This is a genomic window from Oceanisphaera avium, assembly GCF_002157875.1.
Classification (GTDB): Bacteria; Pseudomonadota; Gammaproteobacteria; order Enterobacterales; family Aeromonadaceae; genus Oceanimonas; species Oceanimonas avium.
Genome location: NZ_CP021376.1, coordinates 2716121 through 2735592 on the forward strand (window position 1 = coordinate 2716121; position 19472 = coordinate 2735592).

Sequence of the window (19472 nt, forward strand, 5' to 3'; positions counted from 1 at the left end):
TCTAATGAATCTTTTTTGTAACGCGACTACTCCAGTTGCAGAACAAAGGGGTGGTTAGTGATCACTAAGGAGACTTCATCTGTGCTACTTAAGTTTTTGATCGCCTCAGCGCCTTGGGTAGGATTATATATTTTTATATTTTCTAAGGATTTTTTAAATTTAATAGTAATGTTAGTGCGACTGCCAGTGAAGTTCTCTCCCCAAACAACGAGCATCATAGTGCCATCACTTTTTTGTAATAATAAGTCGTGTACTGTCTCTTGTTGATTTAATATTGAATACTCTAAATCTTGAGTTTCTAAATGCTCACCATGATCGCTAAGAATCGTTGTTAAGTTATGCAAATAATGAGCGGCCAGTCTAGGAGAATAATCTGCTTTATAAAAGCCAAAGCTTTGATTACCGCCTTCATCACTTCTATCTCTTAGGATATACATAGCAGTATGACTCCAGCCTCTTTTAAATTGCGCTAGATAAGTCGACATGTACATAAGTGCTTGCACTTCTTCAGTAATAGAGCCCGAGAGGTTAATTCCTGTTTCTGTCGTTACCTTAGGTAAGTTTAATAATTGGCTCTCATCATATCCTGAAAAATGCTTAAGCCAAGTATTACCAAAATTACCGTATAAACCATCTACTGGACTATTTGAAGAGGGATCTGCTGCGCGCCAAGTTTGATTATCTTTAATGGCTAAGAAGCTGGGATGGGAAAAATAATTATGACAATTAGCATAATCCGCATATTTAGTGCCGATCGGCATAAGGGTATTAGCGATTTTTGGTATTTCAAGAAATTGTAAGCCACAGTTATCAGTTTGGGCGCCGGTTTCAGTGGTGCTCCAAACGGGATAGTGGCGCAAAACAGGATGGTTTTTAACGGCTAAATATAAGTCTCTATGTAGCTTAGCCACGGGTAGCCAGGAGTGAGATTTTCCGCCTTGTTCGCCATTATACGTCACGTCCCAGTTATTAGGTTCATTACACCCTTCTATGGCTAGCAAAGCGCCAAAGTCTGCAACGGTTGCTGAACCTGAAATAACACCGTTTATATCTGTCCCACCGCTACCTAGACCAAAACTTACTTTTACCTTTGCGTGATCGTAGAGCTTTTTGATTTTGTCTATGGTGCTAGCCGAGTTCGCCGCCCCTGCTACTCTAATCCAACGCGCACCTAAATATTTACAACAGGCAATCGTATTATCGATATCTTCGCCGCGTCTATAGATAGCGCTATTAACGCCAATACTAGCTAAAAATTTATTTGCGGAGAGTGCGCGAGTTTTAGTAAAGTCGATAGGTCCAGGCAAGGGTTTAGGTGGGTTGTCTGGATGAACGCCGTCACTGCATCCGCCTAAATTAGAGAGTTTCATACCGGGTTGATTACCTATTTCTACAGTCTGCTTAGGATAATCAATTATTCCTTTATCAATTAAGTACCTAACATAACACCAACCATAAGGATGCTTTCCTTTACCTGAAATATTGACATGAGGAAGGTTAATTATTTTAACACTGCCGCCAATTTTTTCGATGCTGGCAAGAAAAGTTAATGACTGCCATTTGGTTTTATTTTCAGTGCTAAAACCGTCAACATAGATATTGCCGCCTACTTCTTTTAAGTTTAAAAAACCAAATTCATAAGAACGATCTCGGCCATGGCCTACAGGAAAAGATATTTCAAAGTTACCACCTACGTATTCGAGTGCCATGCCCGATGTTTCATTTAGTATTTGGTGAAAGTTGGTGATGATGAAATCACCGTCTACTCTTTTTATGCCACTAAAAAATAAACGTTTATACCAGCCGTCATTACCAGAAAATGCCATATTGCATCGGTCGAATACAAAATCTCCTTTAATATGCGTCATATTGTCAGGCATAGGATTGCCGTGGCCGTCTTGACCGCGATTAAAGTGATCGGGCCAAGTAATAGCAGGAGCATTGATAAATTTAATACCCCCATTGCAGGTAATATTTTTGAAAAAGGAGCCCACTCCTGTGACCGGGCTTGCCATCTCTTTAGTCAAGTTTAAGAAGGATACGGTACCCTCTACGCTTAATATTCGGTGATATAATTTATCAAATGCACTTTGTGAAACGGCTCCTGTAATAGTGAGGTTGCCAACCGCTTCTTTTTTTCCTGCACCGGCAGCTACAAAATTTTCTATCGCTTGTGAACCATCAAGATAAACGTCTAAGTACATAATTTAGCTCCTTCATATCATTAGGGTTAGCTGGTATACGACTTTGCTAGAACATTTATGACTACCTCACTACAGCCAATAAGCCATAGCGATAAAACTGAGAACGTTAGGCTATTTAACTTGGTTCCAATCAAATCCTACACCAGGATCCGTCTTTCTGCCGGGTGCTATGTCGCTGTGTCCCACTATGTGCTTGGTAGTGATGCGAGGGAAGCGGGTCTGAATAAGTTGAATAAGTTTGTTAAGTGATTGATATTGCTCAGGTGTGAAGCTGTCTGTGTCTGTGCCTTCAAGCTCAATACCAATAGCAAAATCATTGCAGCGCTCGCGACCTTGAAAGTTAGACTGGCCTGCATGCCAAGCACGCTGTAATAAAGAAACGTATTGTACTAACTCGCCGTCTCGTCTGATCAGACAATGAGCTGAAACTTTAAGATGTTGAATACCAGCGAAGTAAGCATCATCACTGGGATCCAGCTGCCCTAAAAAAAGTTGATCGATATAAGGGCCACCATATTTACCTGGCGGTAAGCTAATGCTGTGGATCACTAACAGCGAGATTTCTTGCTCTGGTCTGTCATCAAAGTGGGGAGAGGGGCAGTGGCGTGCTGGCTCTAGCCAGCCATCATCAGTTAACATCAAGGTTGAGGTCATTTTTTTGGGTCTCAATTGAGTTATATAATTAAAAGTTAGCGTATAAACTCGTCCCAAGCGATGCCATTTGGCAATATATTTAAAGCCTTAGCGGCTTAGAGACAAATCAAGGAGTCGCCAAATGAGTCAGCATATGGATACCCAGCGCCGCTTAGGTCGCATTATGTGGCTTATCGCTTGGGGGTTGGCCCTTGCGCTATTAACTTGGTTTTTTCAGCAAAAATTGCAACATGATAACAATCCTAACCAAAGCGTTCGCCAGCTCGATGCACAAACTATTGTCTTAGCACAAAACAAACGCGGCCATTATGTCGCCACGGGTCACATTAATGGTCAAGAAGTGGTGTTCTTGCTAGATACGGGCGCCACCCAAGTTGCTATTCCACAAGGCTTAGCTAAGAAACTGGGGCTTAAAAAGGGACACGAGCTGGGTCTAAATACCGCCGCCGGTGTGGTGGTTGGCCATACCACGCGCGTTAAAAATTTATCTTTTGGACCCTTCACTTTGCACAATTTGAGTGCGGTAATCATGCCCAGTGATAGCGATGAAATATTGCTAGGGATGAATGCACTGCGCCAGTTTGAGCTTATTCAGCGTAATGGTGAGCTGACTATTCGCCGCTGAAAAAGTATCAATCCAAAAGAATAAATAGCAAAACTGTTTTTGCTACAAAGTCTACGTAAAACGCCAAAAAACTTTGATGAGATAAGAGCGACAACTGATTAAAGTAACAGTCAAATCTGGATTAATAGTGAAGAGTGCTTTGGCCTATGCCCTGCACTTTAAAACTGGTTTTCTTAAGCTTTTAAGTGAAGCCAATATAAACAGCTAACTACAGGCTGCCTCTTTAATACCGAAACACCTGATGTTGGAAAAAACTATGTTAGAACAAGCGATGTTAGAAAAAGAAATTCGTTTTAATGTTACCGCCGCCCTCAGCGAAGATTTAGGCGGCACCTTAGATGCCAGTCGTGACATTACTGCCCAGTTGTTACCAGAAACCGAACGTGTCGTTGCTCATCTTATTACGCGAGAAGCAGGGGTGTTTTGTGGCCAAGCTTTTGCACAAGAAACCTTTCGCCAACTTGGTGATGACGTGAAATTAACCTGGCATGTTAAGGACGGCGATGCAGTCAGTGCCAATCAGCGCTTATTAACGCTGACGGGTCCTGCTCGCGCCATTATGACTGGCGAGCGAACGGCCTTGAATTTTATTCAAACCTTATCGGGGGTGGCTACCGTCACGCAACGCTACGTTGAGCGACTTGCTGGAACCCACTGTCGTTTGCTAGATACGCGCAAAACCCTGCCAGGCCTACGTTTAGCGCTAAAATATGCCGTGACCTGCGGCGGTGGGCTAAATCACCGTCTTGGGTTATATGATGCGTATTTAATTAAAGAAAATCATATTTTTGCCTGTGGCGGAATTGATAAAGCAATAAGTGAAGCTCGCCGTTTACAGCCAGCCAGAACGGTAGAGGTGGAAGTAGAATCTCTTAATGAGCTTGAACAGGCACTAGCGGCGGGGGCTGACATTATTATGCTCGATAACTTTAGTGTCCAAGATATGCAAAGCGCCGTTAAATTAAGTGCCGGCAGGGTAAAGCTTGAAGTATCAGGAGATGTAACGCTGGAGACTATTAGTGAGTTTGCTGCCACCGGTGTGGATTTTATCTCAGTGGGTGCGCTCACCAAGCACGTGCAGGCGTTAGATCTGTCATTGCGGGTGGCAGAGTAATTAATAATAGCGCCAAGCATTATGGCTAGTGCTGTGTTGGTTTGATAGTGAAGCCGGCTCTTCGGTGAACTGCACTTAGGGGAGCGGTATACATGTATGTTTTACTTAGCAGTATCGGCCGTTTAAAACAGCCCGTGTTGGGGCTTTATGGTGTTTTAACTGGATACTTGGCGTCGGGCGCTCGGCGCTATTTAACGTCATTATCAATTATTCTGATTTGCCTTTTTCTCAGACTCGGCTAGGTTAAGAGCGCGGTAAAATAAAGTTGACGATTTTTTACGCTATTGTATTCAAATTAGCTTAATTTATTGGACATTTTCGGTGTGTAATGATACCTTTTTTTAACAGTGTAAATTGGTCTTACCAATATAGTCGAGTTAAATGTCGAATCAGCGTATCAAACAACCTAAACTTGCCGACACTATCGCCGCTAAAATTGAGCAAATGATAGTAGAAGGTAGCTTACAGCCCGGACAGCGCTTGCTGCCCGAGCGTGAGCTTGCCGAGCAGTACGCCGTATCTCGGCCGTCGGTAAGAGAGGCCATTCAATTGCTGGAGGCAAGAGGCTTGGTTTCTCGACGTCAAGGTGGCGGTACTTACGTACAGAACGCTTTGACTAAAGGGTTGGCTGATCCTTTGTTTCAGTTGCTAGCGGAACATCCAGAGTCACAATATGACATGCTGGAGTTTCGCCATACCATGGAAGGTATCTCCGCTTTTTATGCCGCCATGCGCGGTAATGAAGCTGACTTCGATGCTATTCGCGACGCACAGTTAGCCATAGTAAAAGCACAAGAACTAGGTGATTTACCTGGTGAGGCTAAGGCCGCCGCCGAATTTTATATTGCGGTAGCGGCAGCGGCGCATAATGTGGTGTTGCTGCATTTGTTACGCGCCATGCAGCCATTGCTTGAGTCTAGTATCTTGCGCAATATCAAAATTTTAAATCGACGTATTGGTATGGTGGAAAAGATCCGAGTGCACCGCGCCAATCTAATCCAAACCATACTGTCACGAGAGCCGGAACAAGCCAGAGATGCATGTCATGATCATCTGGCTTTTATTGAAGAAACTCTGCAAGACATTCAGCGTGAAGAGAGCCGAATTGAACGTTCTCAGCGCCGATATCGACAGCAGGAATAACAATGCCTTCGGCACTGATGAAACCCATGGGCATGAGCCCCAAACGAGATAGGAAACAGCCATGTCTGATATCCTGAATAACGATGTGGATTCAATAGAAACTCAAGAGTGGTTAGACGCTCTGGAGTCGTTGATCCGTCAAGAAGGACCTGAGCGCGCCCAGTATATTTATGAGCGTCTCACCACTAAAGCCATTAAATCCGGTGTAGCAGTGGCCAGAAATGCCCACTCAGACTACGTTAACAGCATTAAGTCTGAAGACGAAACTGAGTACCCGGGTAACTGGGATCTGGAACGTCGTATCCGCGCTATTATCCGCTGGAACTCAGTGATGATCGTGTTACGCGCCTCTAGAAAAGATCTGGATTTGGGTGGCCACATGGCTTCTTACTCATCCAGTGCCACCATGTATGAAGTAGGCTTTAACCACTTCTACCGCGGCCCGAACGAAAAAGACACTGGCGACTTGGTATTCTTCCAAGGCCATATCTCGCCCGGCATCTATGCTCGTGCGTTTGTTGAAGGTCGTTTGACTGCCGCTCAGTTGGATATGTTCCGTCAAGAAGTAGACGGCGTAGGTATTCCTTCTTACCCGCACCCTAAATTGATGCCTACTTTCTGGCAGTTCCCGACCGTTTCTATGGGTCTGGGTCCATTGAACGCGATTTATCAAGCGCGTTTCCAGAAGTACCTGACTAACCGTGGTCTGAAAGACTGTTCTGAGCAGCGCGTTTACGCCTACTTAGGTGACGGTGAAATGGATGAGCCAGAGTCCAAAGGTGTGATCACCATCGCGGCTCGCGAAAAACTGGACAACCTGTGCTTCGTGATTAACTGTAACCTACAGCGCTTAGATGGCCCTGTTATTGGTAACGGTAAGATCATTAACGAGCTAGACGGTATCTTCACCGGTGCTGGCTGGAACGTGGTTAAGGTTATCTGGGGCCGTCGTTGGGACGAGCTGATCGCTAAAGATAAGAGCGGCAAGCTAATCCAATTGATGAACGAAACCCTTGATGGTGACTATCAGACCTTTAAGTCGAAAGACGGCGCTTATGTGCGTGAGCACTTCTTCGGTAAATATCCTGAGACCCTAGAGTTGGTTAAAGATATGACCGACGAAGAGATCTTCTCACTCAACCGTGGTGGTCACGATCCAGCGAAAATGTATGCTGCGTACAAAAATGCTGCCGAGACCAAAGGTAAGCCGACTGTTATCTTGGCCAAAACCGTTAAAGGTTACGGCATGGGTGACGCGGCCGAAGGCAAGAATATTGCCCACCAGGTTAAGAACATGGACATGACGTCCGTTAAACACTTCCGTGACCGCTTCAACCTGGAAGTGAGCGACGAAGACATCCAAGACTTGCCTTACATCGAGCTTAAAGAAGGATCTCGTGAATACGAATACCTGCATGCTCGTCGTAAAGCGCTGAAAGGCTACTTGCCACAGCGTTTAGAGAAGTCTACTCAGCCGTTAACTATTCCTGAACTGTCTGAGTTTGAGTCACTGTTAGGCGAGCAAAAGCGTGAAGTATCCACCACCATGGCCTTCGTGCGTGCGCTAAACATCATGCTAAAGAACAAGTCCATTGGTGAGCGCATCGTGCCCATCTTGGCCGACGAAGCCCGTACCTTTGGTATGGAAGGTCTGTTCCGTCAAATCGGTATCTACAGCCCGAACGGTCAGCAATACACGCCGCAAGACCGTGAGCAAGTTGCTTATTACAAAGAAGACATCAAAGGTCAGGTACTGCAAGAAGGTATCAACGAGCTGGGTGCCACTTCTTCATGGTTAGCCGCTGCCACTTCTTACAGCACCAACGACTTCCCGATGATTCCGTTCTACATCTACTACTCGATGTTCGGTTTCCAACGTGTTGGTGACTTGTGCTGGGCTGCCGGTGACCAACGTGCCCGCGGCTTTATGATTGGCGGTACCTCAGGTCGTACAACCTTGAACGGTGAAGGTTTGCAACACGAAGATGGCCACAGCCATATTCAAGCCGGTGTTATCCCTAGCTGCATTACTTACGATCCAACGTACGTATATGAAGTTGCGGTTATCGTACAAGACGGCTTGCGTCGTATGTACGGTCCTAACCCAGAAGACATCTACTACTACATCACGACCTTGAACGAAAACTACCATCAGCCTGCTATGCCAGAAGGCGTGGAAGAAGGTATTCGCAAGGGTATCTATAAGTTAGATACAGTGGCTGGTAAGAAAGGCAAAGTACAGCTGATGGGCTCAGGTACTATCTTAAACGATGTGCGTGCTGCTGCAGCTATCTTGGCTGACGAGTACGGCATTGGTTCTGACGTATACAGTGTGCCTTCTTTCAACGAATTGACCCGTGATGGTCAAGATGTTGAGCGCTGGAACATGCTGCACCCAACTTCCGATGCCCGCGTACCTTACATCGCACAAGTCATGGGCACTGAGCCTGCGATTGCTGCGACCGACTACATGAAGAACTATGCAGAACAAGTTCGCGCTTTCATGCCGTCTGTAAGCTATAAAGTACTGGGTACCGATGGTTTTGGCCGTTCAGACAGCCGTGAAAACCTGCGTCGCCACTTTGAAGTCAACAAGCATTACATCGTAATTGCTGCACTGACCGAGTTGGCTAAGCAAGGTACGCTGGATAAGAAAGTGGTTGCTGATGCCATCGCGAAATACGGCATTGACGCTGATAAGATCAACCCGCTGTACGCATAAAGGGGCAATACATGTCTAAAGATATTCTGGTGCCAGATATCGGCACAGACGAAGTAGAAGTGACTGAAATCATGGTGGCCGTGGGCGACCGTGTGGAATTAGAGCAGTCTCTACTTACTGTGGAAGGCGATAAAGCCTCTATGGAAATACCGGCCCCAAGTGCGGGTGTGGTTAAAGAAATTAAAATCGCTATCGGTGATTCGGTTAACACTGGATCTTTAATCATGGTTTTTGAAGCAGAAGAGGGCGGCGCTGCCGCCCCAGCTAAGCAAGAGTCTGCACCTGCTGCACAAGCAGCAAGTGCCGCCCCTGCCGCTGCTTCGCGTCAAGACATCGCCGTTCCTGATATTGGTGACGACGAAGTTGAAGTCACCGAAATCAACGTGGCCGTGGGCGATACCGTCACCGAAGAGCAGACGCTGATCGGCGTAGAAGGCGATAAGGCTTCTATGGAAATCCCGTCTCCTGCAGCCGGTAAAGTGGTTGAAATCTTGGTTGCCGTTGGCGACACAGTGAAAACTGGCTCACAAATCATGGTCTTTGAAGTTGCCGGTGGCGCCGCTCCTGCAGCAGAAGCTCCCGCGGCATCGACAGCAGCACCAGCAACCGCGAGCGCACCGCAAGCTAAAGACGTGAACGTACCAGACATTGGCGGTGATGAAGTTGAAGTCACTGAAGTCATGGTTGCGGTAGGTGACACCGTTGAAGCTGAACAGTCGATTCTCAACGTAGAAGGCGATAAAGCTTCTATGGAAGTACCGGCCCCGTTTGGTGGTGTAGTTAAAGAAATCAAGATTGCGGTGGGCGATAAGGTTAACACCGGTTCTTTGGTGATGGTCTTTGAAGTGGCAGGTGAAGCACCAAAAGCTGAAGCGCCAAAAGCGGCTCCTGCTCAAGCAGCTGCCCCTGCTCCTGCGGCACAAAAAGCGGCACCTGCTGCAAGTGCGCCTGCTGCTAAAGCTGAGTTTGTTGAGAACAACGCGTATGTACACGCCACGCCTGTGGTTCGTCGCTTAGCTCGTGAGTTTGGTGTTGACCTATCTAAGGTTGCTGCCACCGGTCCTAAGAGCCGTATTCTAAAAGAAGACGTGCAAGGCTACGTGAAAGGCATCATCAAGCAAGTTGCTGGTCAACCTGCCGGTGTTGCAGTTGCGGGCGGCGGTATGTCGGTATTGGCATGGCCTAAAGTAGATTTCGCTAAGTTTGGTGAAATCGAAGAAGTGGCGATGACACGCATTCAGAAGATTTCGGGTCCTAACTTGCATCGTAACTGGGTGAAAATCCCCCACGTAACGCAGTTTGACGAAACCGACATCACTGAACTGGAGGCATTCCGTAAAACTGAAAACGCCATCGCCGAAAAGCAAAAGCTGGGTTATAAGATTTCCCCGCTGATCTTTATCATGAAGGCAGCTGCTAAAGCGTTGGAAGCGTATCCGAAGTTCTGCTCTTCATTATCACAAGACGAACAGTCTTTAATTATGAAGAAATACATCCACATCGGTGTGGCGGTTGATACGCCAAACGGATTGGTTGTGCCTGTGGTACGTGACGTGAATAAGAAAGGCATTCGCGAACTGGCCATTGAGCTGGGTGAAATCTCTAAGAAAGCCCGTGAAGGCAAGCTAACCGGCGCCGACATGCAAGGTGGTTGCTTCACTATTTCGTCTTTAGGCGGCATAGGTGGCACTCAATTCACGCCTATCGTGAATGCACCTGAAGTGGCTATTCTTGGCGTATCTAAATCAGGCATGAAGCCGGTTTGGAACGGTAAAGAGTTTGAGCCTCGTTTGATGCAGCCACTGGCTCTGTCTTATGACCACCGTGTGATTGACGGCGCCGATGGTGCTCGTTTTATTACCATGCTAAGTGGTGTGTTAAGCGACCTTCGTCGTTTAGCCCTTTAATGTGACAAGGTGGGCAATAGCCCGCCTTTTTACTTTCTTTTCTAAGATAGAACAGTAAACTTTGCCCCGTTAAGCGCTGTGGTCGTATTGAGCTTAAGGCTTTATCACCTGCCTAGACGGGACAAAAAATCATAATAGAGGTCACCATGAGTCAAGAAGTTAAAACTCAGGTTGTGGTATTAGGCTCGGGCCCTGCAGGTTATTCTGCGGCATTCCGTGCAGCCGACTTAGGGTTAGAAACGGTATTAGTTGAGCGTTATTCAACGCTGGGCGGCGTTTGTCTGAACGTAGGTTGTATTCCTTCTAAAGCTTTATTGCACATTGCTAAAGTGATGGAAGAAGCCAAGATGATGAGCAGCCATGGCGTAACATTTTCCGCACCGCAAGTCGATCTCGACCAGATCCGCAGCCATAAAGAAAAAGTGATTGGCCAGTTAACCCAAGGTTTGGGTGGCATGGCGAAAATGCGTAAAGTTAAGGTGGTTAACGGCTACGGTAAATTTACCGGTGCTAACACCTTAGTGGTAGAAGGCGAGGGTGGTAACACCACCATCAACTTCGACAACGCCATTATTGCAGCGGGTTCTCGTCCTATTCAGTTGCCGTTTATCCCCCACGAAGATCCTCGTGTCTGGGATTCAACCGGTGCATTGGAACTGCGTGAAGTTCCAGAGAAACTGTTGGTGATGGGTGGCGGTATTATCGGCCTAGAAATGGGTACCGTTTATTACTCGCTCGGCTCTAAGATTGACGTGGTTGAGATGTTCGACCAAGTTATTCCGGCCGCTGATAAAGACTTAATTAAGATTTACACCAAGCAAGTTAAAGATAAGTTCAACCTGAAATTGGAAACCAAGGTGACTGCCGTTGAAGCAAAAGATGACGGTATTCATGTCACCATGGAAGACAAAAAAGGTGCGAGCGAAACTACAGTTTACGATGCGGTATTAGTGGCCATTGGTCGCGTACCTAACGGTAAGTTGCTAGACGCTGAAAAAGCCGGTGTTAATGTGGATGAGCGTGGCTTTATCCGTGTTGATAAACAGCTGCGTACTAACGTTGATCATATCTTTGCTATCGGTGATATCGTTGGCCAACCTATGCTCGCCCACAAAGGCGTGCACGAAGGTCACGTGGCGGCCGAGGTTATCTCTGGTCTTAAGCATTACTTCGATCCTAAGGTTATCCCATCGATTGCTTACACAGAGCCAGAAGTGGCCTGGGTTGGGGTAACTGAGAAAGAAGCCAAAGAGCAAGGCTTGAACGTTGAAGTGGCTAACTTCCCATGGGCGGCTTCCGGTCGTGCTATCGCGTCTGACTCAGCTTACGGTATGACTAAGCTGATTTTTGATAAAGAAACCCATCGCGTACTGGGTGGTGCCACTATTGGTACTAACGCCGGTGAGCTGTTGGGCGAAATTGGTTTAGCTATTGAAATGGGTGCCGATGCTGAAGACATCGCCTTGACCATACATGCTCACCCGACTCTGCATGAGTCTGTGGGGATGGCGGCTGAGGTGTTTGAAGGCTCAATCACCGATATGCCAAACGCTAAGGCAAAGAAGAAATAAACTTCTAGCTCGATCACTAAATTAGAAAAAACGCCCAGCCTTTGCTGGGCGTTTTGTTTGCTGCTGCTAATATGGACTCAATAGTAAACATTCTTCCTCGCTCAATTTCCCTTTAAGTTGTTAGTTTTTGGTTAATAAAAATATCGTCTTTTTACTAAATGATGTTTTATGTTTGTGGTTGGCTGCCGATAACCCTAGTTAAGGAAGCAACATCAACTGCCAAAAAGGATAATTATATGCTCTCAAAATTCTCTCACTTAAGTGTGAAAGCTAAGCTAACGCTGGGCTTTGGCTTGATGCTGCTGGCTATTTTAATTACTGCGGTGGTCAGCTTTTCTTCACTCAGTGATGTATTGCAGCGCTCCGATAAACTAGAAAAAGCTGAAGCGATTGATTTGTTGGTGAGTAAAGCGCGCTTTTTTCAAAAAAACTATATGTTGATTAATGATAAAGGACAATTAGAGCAAGCAAGAAGTCATGTTGACGAAGCCAGAGTGCTAGCAGAACAACTAAAAAGTATGATTACTAAGCCTAAAGACATTGCAATTATTGATGAAATATTGAACGGCACGCGATTTTATGAAACCGAGCTGGCTAATATGGTGCAATATAACGAAAGTTTACTTGGCGCATTAGTAGAGCTCAATAAAGTAGGAAATGCAGCGCAACAGCAAGCACATCAGTTATTAGGTGAAGAAGACGCGGCCAGTAGCTGGTTACAACAATTAGTTAGCATTCGCCTAAATCAAAAAGACTTTGCCCTAGGTCGCCAAGATAACGTAGCAACGCGGGTGGCTACCGATCTCACCAGTTTAATTAACTCCCTAGATAGACGCTTAGCCATTCTTAATGACGGGGCGGTTCGCGGCCTGCAAGATGACATTAAGCAATTTGAACAGCGTCAAACCCAAGTTACTGAGCTAGTCGCTAATTTAGCCAGTACCGATCACCGTATTACCGAACATGCCATTAATATTGCAAAAAAATCTGAAGAATTAGTAACTATCCAGCAACAACAGATGCGAGGCGAAAGTACAGACGCTAAGTTTATTATCGTTGTCGTGTCGTTAATCGCCTTAGTGGTCGGCATAGTGTTTGCGATTATTATTATCCGCGGCATCGTTAACCCGCTTACTCTGCTTATTCAACAATCACAACGCATCGCCGACGGTGATCTAAGCCAAGATATGCAGCACGACCGAGGGGATGAGCTCGGCTTGTTAATGGATAAAATGCAGTTTATGACGGTGAATTTACGCCAACTGGTGAGTGATTTAAGTAACAGCGCCGGTCATATTGCCGCCTCTGCCGAAGAGTTATCGGCAGTGTCGGAGCAAAGCCGTACTGGCGTTAGCCAGCAACGCACTGAGCTTGAGCAAGTCTCGACCGCCATGAATGAGATGGCCGCTACCGTCCAAGAAGTGGCGCGTAATGCAGAAACCGCCTTTGACTCAGCGCGCTCTGCTGATGGCCAAGCTACGGAAGGCGATCGCCAAGTGGCACGTATGATTGAGCAAATTGGTAAATTATCTGCAGATATTGGCGACTCGCTCACTACCATTAACCAATTAGAAGCTGAGAGCAATAATATCGGTAGCATCTTGGATGTGATCAAAGGCGTGGCCGAGCAGACTAATTTATTAGCATTAAACGCGGCCATTGAAGCGGCGCGTGCTGGAGAGCAAGGTCGAGGCTTTGCGGTAGTCGCCGATGAAGTGCGCGCCTTGGCTCAGCGTACTCAAGAAGCGACGACTGAGATTGGTACTCTGATTGTTGGCTTACAAAAGAAAGCCCAAGAGTCGGTGGTGATGATGGAAGAAAGCTCCACCATGGCCGATGATACGGTAGTGATTGCCAATGAAGCAGGGGAGTCAATCCATCAGATTGCCGACTCGGTTTCTCATATTCAGCAAATGAATAATCAAATCGCTACTGCGGCTGAACAGCAAAGCACGGTTGCTGAAGAGATTAACCGCTCTATCTTTAGTATTCGTGAAGTCTCAGATCACTCAGCGGCCGCCACCGAGCAAACGGCGTCAAGTAGTACCGACTTAGCGCGCCAAAGCACAGACTTACAGCGCTTAATTGCCCGCTTTCGCCTGCCATAAACTAAAAAAAGCGTTAATTCCAACACCGGCTAAGGCCGGTGTTGTGCTTTAAAGGGCGTATAAGTGGTGCTTCTGACAGCTTACGGCTGAGAGTGTTGTTTAAATACTGAAGTTTTTATGTTGGCTGCTTACAATATGGCCCCTGCAGTTTTTGAGACTTATTATATGCGCGCCATAATAACGCTTTCTTTATGCTGGCTATGGGTGGCAGTGGCACAGGCGAAACCTACCCATGTGTTAAATGAAGGTGGCGACGTTATTAAGCTTGCCTCGGTTGCGCAGACGACGCGCCCGCGTATTGCCTTAGTGCTGAGTGGCGGTGGCGCTAAGGGAGCGGCGCACGTAGGCGTGATAAAAGCTTTAGAAGCGCTGCGCATTCCTATTGATATTATTACCGGTACTAGCATGGGTGCCTATGTGGGCGGCATGTATGCCCTTGGCTTAGATGCTAAGGAGCTAGAGCAGCAGATGCTCAGCATAGATTGGAACCAAGGCTATCAAGATAAAGTCGGGCGCGATGAATTATCCCTGCGACGTAAGCGCCAACATGATGAATACTTATTGCGCACCGATATCGGGATTAGCGAAGACTGGCAATTAAGCTTGCCCGGCGGCTTTTTTCAAGGCCAAGGCATGGGTGCCTTATTGCGCAATAGCACTTTAAATTTATCGGGCTTACAAAGCTTTGATGACTTACCTATTCCTTATCGCGCGTTGGCAACGGATATGGAAACCGTGACTCCAGTGGTGCTAAAAGAAGGCCATTTGGCCACTGTTATGCAAGCATCTATGTCGATCCCGGGGGTTTTACAACCCGTTGAAATTGACGGCCAACTATTAGCCGATGGAGGAGTCGTCAATAATATGCCGGTAGATGTCGCTCGCCAAATGGGGGCTGATGTCATTATTGCGGTCGACATCGGGGATGTCATGCTGGCACGCGAGCAACTAGATGGGGCGCTGGCCATGGTTAGCCAGTTAACCAATTACCTTACCCGCTCTAGTACAGAGCGCCAAGTTTCATTATTAACCTCCGATGATATTTTATTAAGCCCTAATATTGTGGGTATTGGCGTAACCGACTTTGCACTGATGCCAGAGGCCATCACTCGCGGAGAGCGGGCCACGCTCGCCATGCAATCCCAGCTACACGCCTTAGCTCTGAGTGAGCAAGATTACTTTGCGTATCAGTCGCAAAAGCTCGATAAGCGCGCCCAATTACAACGTACCGACGCGGTATATGTAGATAAAGTGAAAGTTGAAAACAATTCACACCTGAGTGAAACCAGTATCCGTGAAGTACTCGGCTTAGTACCTGGGCAATTTCACCAGTCAAAAGACTTAGAAGCGGGCGTGCGCAGACTGTATGCCTTGGATGCGTTTGAACGCGTAAGTTATCGCATTGAAGAACAAGCAGGCGAGCAAGTATTAACGGTACAAACCAGTGAAAAAAACTGGGGGCCGGGCTTTGTGGACTTAAAATTTGCCCTAGAAGATGATTTTTCCCAACAAGCTAATTATGAAATAGGCGCCCAGTTTAGGCGCACTAATATCAATACCTTAGGCGGGGAATGGTTAGTAGAAAGCACCTTTGGCAGTAATAAGTTATTAGCCAGCGAGTTTTATACGCCGATTGTCAGTGATTATGATGCCTTTTGGAAAGTTAGAGCGGAATATGAAAAAAAATCGCGCCAGTTTTACTTTGATGGGGAACAGGCGCAGTTTGAATTGTTTAGCCCGCTCACTCGCTTAGATACCGATTATTCCACTTGGGGGCTGAGTACTGAGTTAGGTTATAACCTTAAACCTTGGCGAGAGTTGGCATTAGGTATACAAGGAGTAGTAGGCACCATAGAAACACGCAACCTTGATAATAAATTGAAAGTAGACTCCTATGGGCCTTATGTGCGGTTAAGTCATGACACCCTAGATAATGTGTTTTTCCCCACTCACGGGACGGCTCTCGAAGTTAAACTGGGTTATTTTCATAATAATCTCATCATAGATAATCAGCACCAAGGTACGGCCGGTCTGGATTACGAATTAGAGTGGCTTAATCCTTATCAATTTAATCGCCACACCTTAATTAGCAAGCTGGCGCTTGGCGGCTCGACGGTTGAACAAGAGCTACCGGTATTTGCCCGCAGCCTAGGCGGATTGTTTAATTTATCTGGTTATCAACGCGATCAGCTCAGTGGCCGCTACAGTGGCTTTGCCGGTTTGCTTTATCACTACCGCTGGTTTGATAACGACTTTGGTGCTTTTCGCTCACCGGTTTATTTAGGTGGCTCACTAGAGCGAGGCGGGGTGTGGAATAAAGGCACGGATGTAAGTTGGGAGTCAGCATTAACTGCAGGCAGTGTCTTCATTGGCGTAGATACCAATTGGGGGCCCTTATATTTGGCCTATGGCCAAGGCGAGCGTAATAAAAGCAGCCTTTATCTTTATTTTGGTAATCTCTTTAGCTTCTAGGCGCCCTTTATAGGCTAAGAAAAACGAACTGCGCTTTTAATATCTTCAACTAGCATATCCGAGTAATAGCACTAGTACTTTGGTGTAACACTGCTGTGGGTGAGATTTTAATTTAGCGTTAAAACTTATATACTGGCGCCACGTCCGCGTGGGGTTAGCGCTCGGTCTAATCACTACAAGCTAAGCGCCCAACAAGGATAATACCGCCAAGATGGCGAATATAATAAGAGGAAACAGTCGTGCTTGAAGCCTATCGTAACCACGTCGCAGAACGTGCCCTTGAGGGTGTGGTCCCCCAACCCCTGAATGCTGAGCAAGTTGCCGCTTTGGTTGAGTTGCTTAAAAATCCTCCCGCTGGCGAAGAATCTTTTCTCTATGAATTATTGTCTACCCGTATTCCACCGGGAGTGGATGAAGCGGCATACGTTAAAGCGGGTTTTTTAGCCGCTGTGGCTAAAGGTGAAGTGAGCTCAACCGTGGTCTCTCCTGCTCAAGCCACCGAGCTGTTAGGTACCATGCAAGGCGGTTACAATATTGCGCCGTTAGTAGACCTGCTAGATGCGCCCGTATTAGCACCCTTAGCGGCTAAGGCCTTAAGCCATACTTTGTTGATGTTTGATGCCTTTCACGATGTGGAAGAAAAAGCCCAAGCCGGTAACGCCTTTGCCAAGCAAGTGATGCAATCTTGGGCCGATGCCGAGTGGTTTTTAGAGCGCGCCCCTTTGGCTGAAAAAATCAGCATGCGCGTCTTTAAAGTGCCGGGCGAAACTAACACCGATGACTTATCTCCGGCGCAAGATGCTTGGTCACGCCCTGATATTCCGCTGCACGCCCTAGCTATGTTGAAAAATGCTCGTCAAGATATAGTGCCTGATCAAGATGGTGTTATTGGTCCTATTAAAGAGCTAGAAGCGCTAAAAACCCAAGGCTTTCCGCTGGCCTATGTAGGTGATGTCGTAGGTACCGGCTCTAGCCGTAAGTCGGCGACAAACTCAGTGCTATGGCACATGGGTGATGATATTCCCTTTGTGCCTAATAAACGTGCCGGTGGCGTGTGTATTGGTAATAAAATTGCGCCTATTTTCTTTAATACCATGGAAGATGCCGGTGCACTGCCCATTGAGTGTGATGTTGATAAGCTCAATACCGGCGATGTCATCGATATTTACCCTTATGCCGGTAAGATTTGCGCTCATAATAGCGATGAAGTGTTGAGTACTTTTAGCCTAAAAACCGATGTGTTGCTTGATGAAGTGCGCGCCGGTGGCCGAATTCCGCTGATTATTGGCCGTGGTTTAACTGATAAAGCCCGCGCCTCACTGGGACTTGAAACCTCAACTGTGTTTAAGCGACCAGCCGTGGTGGTAGAAACCGATAAAGGCTTTACCTTAGCGCAGAAGATGGTCGGCAAGGCCTGCGGCGTAAAAGGCATTCGTCCTAACCAGTATTGCGAGCCAAGAATGACCACAGTCGGCTCACAAGACACCACAGGCCCCATGACCCGTGATGAGCTAAAAGACTTAGCTTGTTTAGGTTTTTCTGCCGACTTAACCATGCAGTCTTTTTGTCATACCTCGGCCTACCCAAAGCCGATTGATGTGACCACTCACCACACATTGCCAGATTTTATTATGAATCGCGGTGGTGTGTCACTGCGCCCTGGGGATGGGGTTATTCACTCTTGGCTAAACCGTATGCTGTTGCCCGATACCGTTGGTACCGGTGGCGACTCTCATACTCGCTTCCCGATTGGTATTTCCTTTCCTGCCGGTTCCGGTTTAGTAGCCTTTGCTGCCGCCACCGGCGTGATGCCGCTGGATATGCCAGAGTCAATTTTGGTGCGCTTTAAAGGCGAAATGCAGCCCGGCATTACCTTGCGTGATTTGGTGCATGCTATTCCGTATTTTGGCATTCAAAACGGCCTGTTAACCGTTGATAAATCTAACAAAATCAATGAGTTTTCCGGTCGCATCGTTGAGATTGAAGGCTTGCCCGAGCTAAAAGTTGAGCAAGCTTTTGAGCTAGCCGATGCCACGGCCGAACGCTCTGCCGCCGGTTGTACTATCAAGCTGGATAAAGAGCCGATTGCCGAGTACTTAAACTCTAATATTGTGATGCTTAAGTGGATGATTGCCGAAGGTTATGGCGATCGTCGTACCATAGAGCGCCGTATTAAAGGCATGGAAGAGTGGCTAGCTAATCCCGAATTGCTGCAAGCGGATGCCGATGCCGAGTACGCCCATGTGCTAGAAATTGATATGAGCACTATTAAAGAGCCTATTTTATGTGCACCTAATGATCCCGATGATGCGCGTTTGTTATCTGAGGTGACAGGCGAGGTAATCGAAGAGGTCTTTATTGGCTCTTGCATGACCAACATTGGTCATTTCCGCGCCGCCGGTAAGCTATTAGATAAATATGCCGGTCAGCTGCCCACGCGGCTGTGGGTTGCACCACCGACCAAGATGGACCGTGATCAGCTAACTGATGAAGGCTACTACGGCATTTTCGGCCGCGTCGGTGCACGTATTGAAACTCCGGGTTGTTCTTTGTGTATGGGTAACCAAGCGCGCGTAGCAGACAACAGCACGGTAGTGTCTACTTCCACGCGTAACTTCCCGAACCGCTTAGGTAAGGGTGCAAATGTTTATTTAGCCTCTGCTGAGCTGGCCGCGGTAGCCGCCATTCATGGCAAACTGCCCACCGTTGCCGAATACATGAGTTATGCACAGCAGCTAAATGCTACCGCCGCCGATACTTATCGTTATTTAAACTTTGATCAGTTAGACAGTTATGTAGAAAAAGCCGACACGGTGATTTTTCAGCAAGTTGTGTAACCGCTATCTTTAGTTGATTACCTGCTATAAGCCAGCCCTTAGGGGCTGGCTTTTTTTATGGCTAACATTTTATAGCTAACAAGAGCAGAGTGTTATGCAGAAGCTAATGTGACGG

Annotated in this window: 11 protein-coding genes; 9 read left to right on the forward strand and 2 right to left on the reverse strand. The window is 46.9% G+C overall.

All coding sequences use genetic code 11. The annotated features are described in order from the left end of the window. Positions 1-26: 26 nt before the first annotated feature. Together CBP12_RS12575 and ampD are read right to left on the reverse strand one after the other, a co-directional pair. Positions 27-2204 carry a hypothetical protein gene (locus CBP12_RS12575; protein WP_086964923.1) on the reverse strand — a complete coding sequence of 726 codons (2178 nt, stop codon included), beginning with the start codon at positions 2202-2204 and terminating at the stop codon, positions 27-29. A 111-nt stretch (positions 2205-2315) separates the two neighbouring features. Beyond that, a complete protein-coding gene (gene ampD / locus CBP12_RS12580) occupies positions 2316-2858 on the reverse strand; it encodes a 1,6-anhydro-N-acetylmuramyl-L-alanine amidase AmpD (RefSeq protein WP_198341812.1) in 543 nt (180 codons plus the stop codon). A gap of 121 nt (positions 2859-2979) precedes the next feature. On the opposite strand from ampD, the gene CBP12_RS12585 reads away from it, so the two are divergent. From CBP12_RS12585 to acnB, 9 genes are all read left to right on the forward strand, one after another. Then, on the forward strand, positions 2980-3483 hold the full coding sequence (locus CBP12_RS12585) for a retropepsin-like aspartic protease family protein (protein ID WP_198341813.1): 504 nt from the start codon (positions 2980-2982) through the stop codon (positions 3481-3483). A gap of 271 nt (positions 3484-3754) precedes the next feature. Continuing rightward, the gene (gene nadC, locus CBP12_RS12590; RefSeq protein ID WP_086965588.1) at positions 3755-4597 is read left to right on the forward strand and encodes a carboxylating nicotinate-nucleotide diphosphorylase; all 843 of its coding nucleotides are present in this window, start codon (positions 3755-3757) and stop codon (positions 4595-4597) included. A 381-nt stretch (positions 4598-4978) separates the two neighbouring features. Next, positions 4979-5740, forward strand: coding sequence for a pyruvate dehydrogenase complex transcriptional repressor PdhR (pdhR, locus tag CBP12_RS12595; RefSeq protein ID WP_086964926.1), 762 nt, complete (start codon positions 4979-4981; stop codon positions 5738-5740). A gap of 61 nt (positions 5741-5801) precedes the next feature. After that, positions 5802-8462, forward strand: a complete 2661-nt coding sequence (gene aceE / locus CBP12_RS12600) for a pyruvate dehydrogenase (acetyl-transferring), homodimeric type (protein WP_086964927.1) — start codon at positions 5802-5804, stop codon at positions 8460-8462. 11 nt (positions 8463-8473) lie between these two features. Continuing rightward, positions 8474-10369 (forward strand): pyruvate dehydrogenase complex dihydrolipoyllysine-residue acetyltransferase, encoded by a 1896-nt coding sequence (gene aceF / locus CBP12_RS12605; protein WP_086964929.1) that lies wholly within the window; start codon positions 8474-8476, stop codon positions 10367-10369. A 146-nt stretch (positions 10370-10515) separates the two neighbouring features. Next, positions 10516-11940, forward strand: a complete 1425-nt coding sequence (lpdA, locus tag CBP12_RS12610; protein WP_086964931.1) for a dihydrolipoyl dehydrogenase — start codon at positions 10516-10518, stop codon at positions 11938-11940. Between the two features lie 236 nt (positions 11941-12176). Beyond that, on the forward strand, positions 12177-14048 hold the full coding sequence (locus tag CBP12_RS12615; RefSeq protein ID WP_198341814.1) for a methyl-accepting chemotaxis protein: 1872 nt from the start codon (positions 12177-12179) through the stop codon (positions 14046-14048). Between the two features lie 165 nt (positions 14049-14213). Further along, positions 14214-16520, forward strand: a complete 2307-nt coding sequence (locus CBP12_RS12620) for a patatin-like phospholipase family protein (RefSeq protein WP_086965590.1) — start codon at positions 14214-14216, stop codon at positions 16518-16520. Positions 16521-16759: 239 nt separating this feature from the next. Further along, a complete protein-coding gene (acnB, locus tag CBP12_RS12625) occupies positions 16760-19357 on the forward strand; it encodes a bifunctional aconitate hydratase 2/2-methylisocitrate dehydratase (protein ID WP_086964936.1) in 2598 nt (865 codons plus the stop codon). Positions 19358-19472 lie beyond the last annotated feature (115 nt).